Annotated in this window: 1 pseudogene; it reads right to left on the bottom strand. The window is 54.7% G+C overall.

The features are described 5' to 3' along the window. Positions 1–1253: pseudogene (locus CLV99_RS23090) on the bottom strand (hypothetical protein); the annotation flags it as partial.

The following is a 1253-nucleotide window of genomic DNA, read 5'->3' as shown; positions in this document are numbered from 1 at the left end:
GTGCCCGAACCCGGTGTGCCCGGTGTACCAGAAGTACCTGGCATGCCCTGAACGCCCACTACGCCAGCATCTCCTTTATCTCCCTTATCTCCTTTTGGACCTAGGATATTCGTCCAGTTATTCGTCGTAGGGTCGTATACCCAAACTCCCGAATCATTATGTACAACCGTAATACCTTCACCAGGTGCCCCAGGCGTGCCCGAACCCGGTGTGCCCGGTGTACCAGAAGTACCCGGCATGCCCTGAACGCCCACTACGCCAGCATCTCCTTTATCTCCCTTATCTCCTTTGGGACCTAGGATATTCGTCCAGTTATTCGTCGTAGGGTCGTATACCCAAACTCCCGAATCATTATGTACAACCGTAATACCTTCGCCAGGGGCACCAGGCGTGCCCGAACCCGGTGTACCCGGTGTACCAGAAGTACCCGGCATGCCCTGAACGCCTACTACACCCGCATCCCCTTTATCTCCCTTATCTCCTTTTGGACCTAGGATATTCGTCCAGTTATTCGTCGTAGGGTCGTATACCCAAACTCCCGAATCATTATGTACAACCGTAATACCTTCGCCAGGGGCACCAGGCGTGCCCGAACCCGGTGTACCCGGTGTACCAGAAGTACCCGGCATGCCCTGAACGCCCACGACGCCAGCATCTCCTTTATCTCCCTTATCTCCTTTGGGACCTAAGATATTGGTCCAGTTATTCGTCGTAGGGTCGTATACCCAAACTCCCGAATCATTATGTACAACCGTAATACCTTCGCCAGGGGCACCAGGCGTGCCCGAACCCGGTGTACCCGGTGTACCAGAAGTACCCGGCATGCCCTGAACGCCCACGACGCCAGCATCTCCTTTATCTCCCTTATCTCCTTTGGGACCTAAGATATTGGTCCAGTTATTCGTCGTAGGGTCGTATACCCAAACTCCCGAATCATTATGTACAACCGTAATACCTTCGCCCGGTGCCCCAGGCGTGCCCGAACCCGGTGTGCCCGGTGTACCAGAAGTACCTGGCATGCCCTGAACGCCCACTACGCCAGCATCTCCTTTATCTCCCTTATCTCCTTTTGGACCTAGGATATTCGTCCAGTTATTCGTCGTAGGGTCGTATACCCAAACTCCCGAATCATTATGTACCACCGTAATACCTTCACCAGGTGCCCCAGGCGTGCCCGAACCCGGTGTGCCCGGTGTACCAGAAGTACCCGGCATGCCCTGAACGCCCACTACGCCAGCATCTCCTTTATCTCC

Origin of the sequence: Sphingobacterium yanglingense (assembly GCF_004363245.1) — a bacterium.
Lineage (GTDB): Bacteria > Bacteroidota > Bacteroidia > Sphingobacteriales > Sphingobacteriaceae > Sphingobacterium > Sphingobacterium yanglingense.
Note: the sequence above shows the minus strand (reverse complement) of the source record. Positions and strands in the feature narration are given on the sequence as shown.